5 protein-coding genes are annotated in these 7,811 nt (G+C 35.9%); all 5 read right to left on the bottom strand.

All coding sequences use genetic code 11. The features are described from left to right. Positions 1-180: 180 nt before the first annotated feature. Genes GEZ85_RS09310 through GEZ85_RS09290 form a run of 5 tightly spaced genes read right to left on the bottom strand, consistent with a single transcriptional unit; the run spans position 181 to position 7,582 of the window. Entirely contained in the window at positions 181-2,706 is a 2,526-nt protein-coding gene (locus GEZ85_RS09310; protein ID WP_153210118.1) for an MBL fold metallo-hydrolase, read from the bottom strand. Positions 2,707-2,745: 39 nt separating this feature from the next. Then, positions 2,746-3,558: a LicD family protein gene (locus tag GEZ85_RS09305; protein WP_153210117.1), complete on the bottom strand. Its 813-nt coding sequence runs from the start codon at positions 3,556-3,558 to the stop codon at positions 2,746-2,748. 44 nt (positions 3,559-3,602) lie between these two features. Beyond that, a complete protein-coding gene (locus tag GEZ85_RS09300; protein WP_153210116.1) occupies positions 3,603-5,759 on the bottom strand; it encodes a LicD family protein in 2,157 nt (718 codons plus the stop codon). A gap of 21 nt (positions 5,760-5,780) precedes the next feature. After that, positions 5,781-6,749 (bottom strand): glycosyltransferase family 2 protein, encoded by a 969-nt coding sequence (locus GEZ85_RS09295; protein ID WP_153210115.1) that lies wholly within the window; start codon positions 6,747-6,749, stop codon positions 5,781-5,783. Further along, positions 6,746-7,582 (bottom strand): LicD family protein, encoded by an 837-nt coding sequence (locus tag GEZ85_RS09290; RefSeq protein ID WP_153210114.1) that lies wholly within the window; start codon positions 7,580-7,582, stop codon positions 6,746-6,748. The genes GEZ85_RS09295 and GEZ85_RS09290 overlap by 4 nt, the downstream gene beginning before the upstream one ends. Between the last annotated feature and the right edge of the window lie 229 nt (positions 7,583-7,811).

Raw genomic sequence — 7,811 nt, 5'->3', positions numbered from 1 at the left:
GATTTCGGAACTTTGAAAACTTCAAAAAACGGATTTTTATCGCTCTGAATATCAAAAAAGAAAGGACGAAATTTGTCCTTTCTAGATATTAGCTTTTCTTCAACCCACTACAGTTGACAAAGAGCCACTAAAAGAACACCCTACTGATAAACGAACGTTTACTAGTAGGGTGTTTCTTATTTATTCTTTTTCTTTCTTGTCAAAAGTATTGACTTCTAGATTTGAATCTTGTTTTGGCTCTTCAGCAATAGAGGAATTAGCTTCTTGCTTCTTTTCTGACTGATCTGCTTCGCCGTTTACAGCAGCAACAGTCTGTCTCCAAATGCCTTCCTCGTTTACCTTATAACCATCAGGCGTAGTTGCATTTTTCAACAAGGAACCATCTGTTTGGAAATAGTACCAATTACCATCAAGTCGTTTCCAACCGGTCTGCATAGCTCCTGAGTCATCGAAGTAATAATGATCACCATTTACTTTATGAAGGCCAACCAACATGATGCCATCTTCAGGATTTAGATAATACCAGATTCCTTTATCCTTTATCCAACCTGTCTTCATAGCTCCACTTCCTTCAAAGTAACGATAATGATTATCAAACCATTTCCATCCTGTTTGCATAGCTCCTGATAAACTAAAGTAATACTGCTTACCATCTACTTGTTGGAAACCGACCAGCATGATACCTTCCTGATCTTCAAGATAATACCATGTTCCTTGATCCTTCAACCAACCCGTCTTCATAGCTCCTGAGTCAGCATAATAATACCAGTGTTTATCAAGCCACTGCCAGCCTGTTTGCATTGCACCACTGGTATTCAAATAGTAACGCGTACCGTTGATTTCTTGTTTCCCAGTCTGCATAATACCATCTTGATTTAGGTAATACCATTTCTCATTATCCTTAATCCAGCCTGTTTTCATAGCTCCTGAGTTCGCATAGTAATACCAATTGTTCTCTAGCCGTTTCCAGCCCGTTTGCATTGCACCACTAGCGTTCAAATAGTAACGAGTACTGTTGATTTCTTGTTTTCCAGTAAGCATGATACCATCTTTATCCAGATAATACCAAGTATCTTGATCCTTGATCCAACCTGTTTGCATGGCGCCTGAGTTCGCAAAATAGTTCCAGTGACCATCAATAAAGGCCCAACCCGTTTGCATCACGCCTTCTTGATTAAAGTAGTAAGTGATTCCGTTAATATTCTTTTTACCGACAGTCCGAAGACCATCTTCGTCATAGAAATACCAATCTGAGAAAATCTTTTGCCAAGTTGAAGGCTTACCTGCTGTTTGTAGTGCACCACTGTCTGCAAAGAACATCTTCTTGCCATTAAAGACTTGATGTCCTGTTAGCATCTTACCATCTTCTGCAAAGAGATATTTCTTCCCTCCAATTTCAGAAAGCTCACTAAATCGTCTAGCGCCATTTGATTGGATATAATACCAAGAGCCATCCAGCTTGAACCAACCACCTGTTTGCATTTTACCATTTGAGTTAAGATAGTAATCGTTCCCCTTAGCATTTTCTCCCCAATCATCATTGATATGAAACCAGCGACCTGCCTGCATTTGCCCTTTTCCATTAAAGAAGTAAGTGGCTCCGTCAATCTCTCTCCAACCGATAGCCATTTCCCCATCAGGTAAACGATATTTCCAGTAACCACCTTCTTGATACCATTTTTCATCAACTACAGGGATGTCAGGGAATAGATTAGAAACATTGGCAAATCCGCTATCACTAATATCAAAAACAGTTGCATCCTGAGTTTGACTAGAAGCTCTGAGAACTTGAATATTTTTCTTTTGGAGATATTCTCTGGTTGAAGCAACATTAATATCACCACCAGTTGTCTGAATAATCATCTTTGGAGATAGGTTTTCAAGAAAATTAATCGTATTTGAAATTGTCGCATCATAATGATGGTTCCATTTCATCATATCAACCTTGCCGATAACTGGACCTAACTTATCTTCTGCTCCTTCGGCGTTATCCAAATCTCCACCAAGATAGATTTTCTTTCCTGCCACAGTTACCACTGAAACGATTGAGTTTGAGTTATCATCTCGAACTTTTTTCAGGTTGCCATCAGCGTCATATTCATTTTTATAATTATAGAGTTGGATATCCATATCACCTAATTTAAAGTGACTATCCTCATCTGTAATGTTCTGAATAAGAGTAACTCCTCGTTTTTGAGCTGCTCTCAAAGCATTATCATAATTGAAAAGATTATCCCATAGTCCCCAGTTCGCTGTAATCCGATCATCTGAATATTTTTTCAAATAAAACTTACCGACTTGATATCGATTGAGTATTTCGTCCGCTCCACCAATATGGTCACTATGGACATGAGTTCCTATAATAAAATCTAATTTTTTTACACCTATTTGATCCAAGTGGCGAATCAATCGATCCTCCAATACTTGATAATTTCTCATGGAAATTCCCCAGCGACTTGGATAGCGTGGGTCACTCCCATCAGGGAAATCATAGTCTTCTCCCATATCAATCAAAGCATAGTGACCATTACTTTCCAGAAGGATGGCGTCACTCCCAGATTTTGCTTTAGTATTTATGAAATGGATACGATTGCCCGAACCTGCAGAGATAGTATTTGCATCTACTCCTTGCGATAACTGAATCAGCGTTAGAAAGAATACAAGAAAACTATACCCAACTAATTTTATTAACTGTTTATTTTTCATCTTGAAAACCCCTTTATTTTAAAAGATAAGAAACTTATACTAATCAATCCAATAATTTTTATCTCCTCCTGGGACTTGTTGCTCAATAGGTGGTGGAGTCATATAGTTTTCTCCAAATTCGTAGACAAGTATTTCATGGTATTTTCTTGGAGCCTTCACTACAATATTTTCATACGGTACATCAATCAAATCATAGAGCCATTCTTTTTTGATTCCCTCTGAAAAGCTAGGATCAAATATCGTACAAGCAAGATACTCAGCTTGGTCTAAACTATATTTCAAAGCAAGATTCTCTAATTTTTGATTCCAAATTTGTGGAGAACTTAGTTGAAAAATAGCTGACCCAATGTAACGAGGTAGATTTTTAAGTCCCCCCATCTCAGATTTGATACCCTTAAAATTTAAAGAAGAGAGGCGAATAAGATATTGGTAGAGTTTCATTTTTTTACGGTCACTTTTCTCCGTTGCGACACCATCATACGGAAATATATCAACACAGGTTCCCAATACAACCTTAGAATCTCTAAGATTGGCATCTCTACGTGTTCTTATATCATAGACTCTCATATAACTGTATGGATATCCCTTTGTTTCTCTAAAGGAAATCAATTTATAGTATGGATGATTTTCATTTTTTAAAATCTTATAAAGTTTTTCAAATTCATCCCGTGCCAAGGAAATATCTGTATCATCATCCCAAGGGATAAATCCTTTATGGCGTACAGCTCCTAGTAAGGTTCCAAAATCGATGAAATACTTAATATCATGTTTTTCACAGATTTCATGTAAATACTCTAGAATATCAAGTTCCACTTGCTTAATCTCTTCTAGACTTAAGATTCTCTCAGACATTTTTGTAACTCCTAATTTTTTCTCTTTCCTTTAATAAAGAAATATTATCCATTATCCACAATTTTCCATAGTTTGAAATCATGATGAGAAACTTGTTGAGCTACTGGTGGCAACTGCATGTAGTCTCCATAATCTGAAGTGAGAATTTCATGGTAGTGTTTTGGTATCATAAATTCCTTGCCTTCAAAATTGCCAGTTTCAACATCTTCTATCCATTCGCGTTTCCAAACAGGTTTGTTCATATCTTTATAAATAAGGTAATCTACTTGTTCATAATCTTCTACTTTTCTTGATTTAGCCAATTCATCAATTTGAGAAACATACTTATTTGTATTAGTTAAATAAAAGATAATAACAGAAATATAGCGCATAATTGAATTTACTACACTTTTAGTATTCGTAATTCCTTTGAATGTGTAACAACTTAATTGACGCTTTTTAATAATCTTGGTCATCTTGTCTTTAAAAGACTGATCATCTTCATAACCATCTACAGGAAAAATATCTATATAGATTCCCATATTTGAATCAATTCGCACATCCTCCTCCACTAGATAGGTCTGATTATCTTTGACCTTCATGAAGGGATAGACATAGTTGAGATTATTTTTATAAGACATCACTTCGTAACGTTCGTCAGGGTTAGCGATAAGATAGTCTTGCAACTTTTCATAATCTTCTCGTAACATACAGATATCCATGTCATCATCCCAAGGAATAAAACCTTTATGACGAACCGCACCGATAAGACTGCCATAAGCTAGGAAATATTTGACACCAATTTTCTGACAAGTTTCATGAATGTATTCCATGATTCCTAGTTCCATCTGTTGAATCTCTCTAATATCAGTTACTTCCTGATAACGAATACCTTCATCACGTTTGCAAACAACTAATCCATAACCAATAATCAACCAAAAGATAATATTAATAAAGTTAGTTGAGTACATAATCTGACTTTCAAATAATTGACCGAACAAGATGCCAAAGAAAAGAATCATAATCAACTTTTCAGAGTTCCTTTTAGAAACAATCAAATAAGTCAAAAAGCGCTTAATTATATATCCTAGTAGAAGTAGAAAGGAAACTAAACCTAAAATTCCAGAACTAACAAATATCGTTACCAAAATGTTATGAAAGTTTCCACCAATAAGAGAATTTTGAATCTCAAATTTACTGAAATATTTTGTGTAATAATCTGGAACATTTCTTACACCATAACCAAAAATTGGTTTCTCACTTCCCATTTTTATAGCATTTTTCCAAATATAAGTTCTGCCACTAGGTGTTGTTTCTATTAGATGAAGTTCACCTGTTTTTTTTATAACTGAAGAATCCGTTTCTGCATAAGATTGTCCTTTATTTAAGTCTAATACAGTCGCTTTCCCCGAGGATATGTAAATAGAGGTTACATAACTCAATCCGATGTTAGCAGCAGAAACAAGTAAAGCAGAAATAATAAAGATTAGAAATCGCTTAGCTAACTTGCCCCCGTTAATAAAGAAACTATAAAACCCAATCATTAACACTAAAGATAATAAAGCTCCTCTACTTTGCATGGTTGCGAAGTAAACTAATTGAATTACATTATTCAGTTTAAGATAGACAGAATATTTACTTCCTTTATGAATCAAATACATAGCCAAAATAATGCTAATATATGAAAATATCGCACTAGCATTTGGATTAACAATCCCCCACAGACGTCCATTCATAACACCATAGTAATAAGATTGTTCGCCAATCTTAAATAGGATAAGGACTCTACTTACCAATAAACCAAACGCAAAAATTGCTGAAGAAAAAGATACAATTTGAACCGTATAGGCAATCCAGTCAAATAATTTTTTAAGTTGCCCTGATTCTAACATGGTAAATAATAAAATATAGGTCACCATAAAGAGGATCTCTATCACATTTCCAATCAAATGTCCAGAGCGATTAAAAATAGCTGATAACAGATGACTTCCAGCCAATAGACCAAATAAGGACAGAAATTTGCGATCTACTGTGATTTCTTTCCACTTAAACAATAAGGTACAGCAAATATAAAGTACTACAATCGCTGATAATCCCTTGTAGAGGGGATTTGCTATCTTATAAACCAGTGAACTCATACTTAAAATCGAAATAAAAACAAATAGATACGCAATCCATAGTTTTGATTTTTCAAAGTATTCATCCAATTTTGAAAAATTCATTTTCAACTCCTTCTCATGATATTAGTTTTTTAATCCAACAATTTTCTTATATAGCCATGGAGAAATGACAAGTGAGAGGATCGCTACCTTGCGAAAAGTAGTGAAATAAGCATCCTTCCATATTTTACGTCGATGCTGAACAATCCAAGTCCTCAGCTCGGCTTTCTCCTTTTGATACTCTTCACGTGAAGTAAAGATAATTTTATCGTAAACTGTGATGTACGACCAACACTCTCTGTTTATTAATTCATATTTTAAATTAGGGAAGACTTGTGAAACTTGAGCAATTATTTGCTTATAAACTTCTATCGTATCAAATACATACCGATTAACAGATGTTGTCGCACTTCCCTCACGATGATCATAATAATAAATCGGTTTGTCAATAAATACGCTACTACATCTTGTCTTTAGTAGCAATTCAGTTAAAAACAAGGCATCTTCTGCTAGATGGTAGTCTGTATTAAATTTACCATCTGCCAGCAGGTCACTCTTAAACAGTTTTGCGACTGGAAAAAATGACGTTCTGGTAGTCATCAGTAGTTCCTTCATGGTTTCTTCTGTTGACCAGAGTTCTGTTTTTCCAGAATGTGGAGGAAGGTCTGTTACAATGCCATTTTTGATATGGTGTAGAAGAGCAATCACAAAACCTACATGTTCTCCCTCAACTGCACTAGCTAAAGTAGCTAGGTAATCCTTGGTGACGAAATCATCACTATCAACAAAAGTTATCCAAACACCCGTCGCTAGCTGAATTCCAATATTTCTGGCATTAGAAACACCAGCATTTTCGATATGGTAAACCTTGATATTCTCATACTGATTTGCTAAATGATCACAGATTTGTCCACTGGAATCAGTAGATCCATCATTTATTAGGATTAGTTCAAAATCAGTATAAGTCTGATGAAGAATTGACTCCACACATCGTTCCAGATAGTTTTCTACATTGTAGACTGGAACGATAACGCTTATTTTTTCTCCCATCATGCTCCATATTCTCCCTTATATTCTGTATAAGACTTATCCATATCAGCGATGACAGCGTCATGATGCGGTAGCTGCTTGTCTGCTGGCGGAGGTGTCATATAGTCTCCAAAAGCAGTGCTGAGATAAGCATCATAGCCGACTGGAACGGGCATCTCTGTCTCTTCAAATGGCAAGAAAAGATTATCCTCAAAAGATTCGATTAGGTACTTATTTCTCATGTAACCAGGACCTGAGCATAATTCTGTGATGCCATCGCTCTCATCCAGACTATACTTGGTCATTTCTTTCTCAGCTTTTTTCCAAATGCGATAACGGAGAGATTTTGGAGTCACACCCAGTAAAATGCGACTTCCCCATTTCATAAGTGCACCATGTTTTTCTGGAATAGTTTGCGCACAAAAAAGAGAATAAATCAAGGCCCAACGAACCTGTTTTTTCCGCTCAGCTGGATTTTTAGGATAATAATCCAAAGGCAACACATCCAAGGCCAAACCATGTGGCAAATCCAAATCCTGCTGGTAAGGCTTGATACAGGTGGTTTCCTTGTCACGAATGGTAATAAAAAGATTGCGATCGACAAAATCCTTGTGACTCTTTGACAAGAAATAACGCTCATCTGCATAGCGAGGCCATAATTCTGCTAATTTCTCATAATCTTTACGAGGCATAAAAAAGTCTAGGTCGTCATCCCACGGAATAAAGCCCTTGTTTCGAAGGGCACCAATAGCACCTCCTCCACAGAGATAACAGAGCAAATCATGTTCTTTACAAAAGGCCACAAAATATTCAGCCATCTCCAGACTTCGTGCCTGAATTGCTTTTAAATCAGTCATGTCTCTCCTCTTCTGTTCAATAACGAGTTATATCGTTTTATTATACCATAAAAAGCCTTAAAAATCCATCAGACACTAAGAAAAATCAAAGTTCAAACCACTAGGTAACTTCTCAAAGTAACTTCCACTTGGCTGGTCAAAGTGGAAATTAGTCTAAAACGGATTTTTATGGTGGAATTAAGTGTAAGACGTTTGAGTTAGAAATGAGGTCTACTATGACAAAAAAGAA

Origin of the sequence: Streptococcus mitis, from assembly GCF_009496205.1 — a bacterium.
Lineage (GTDB): Bacteria > Bacillota > Bacilli > Lactobacillales > Streptococcaceae > Streptococcus > Streptococcus mitis_BN.
This window is presented reverse-complemented; position numbering and strand designations above follow the sequence as displayed.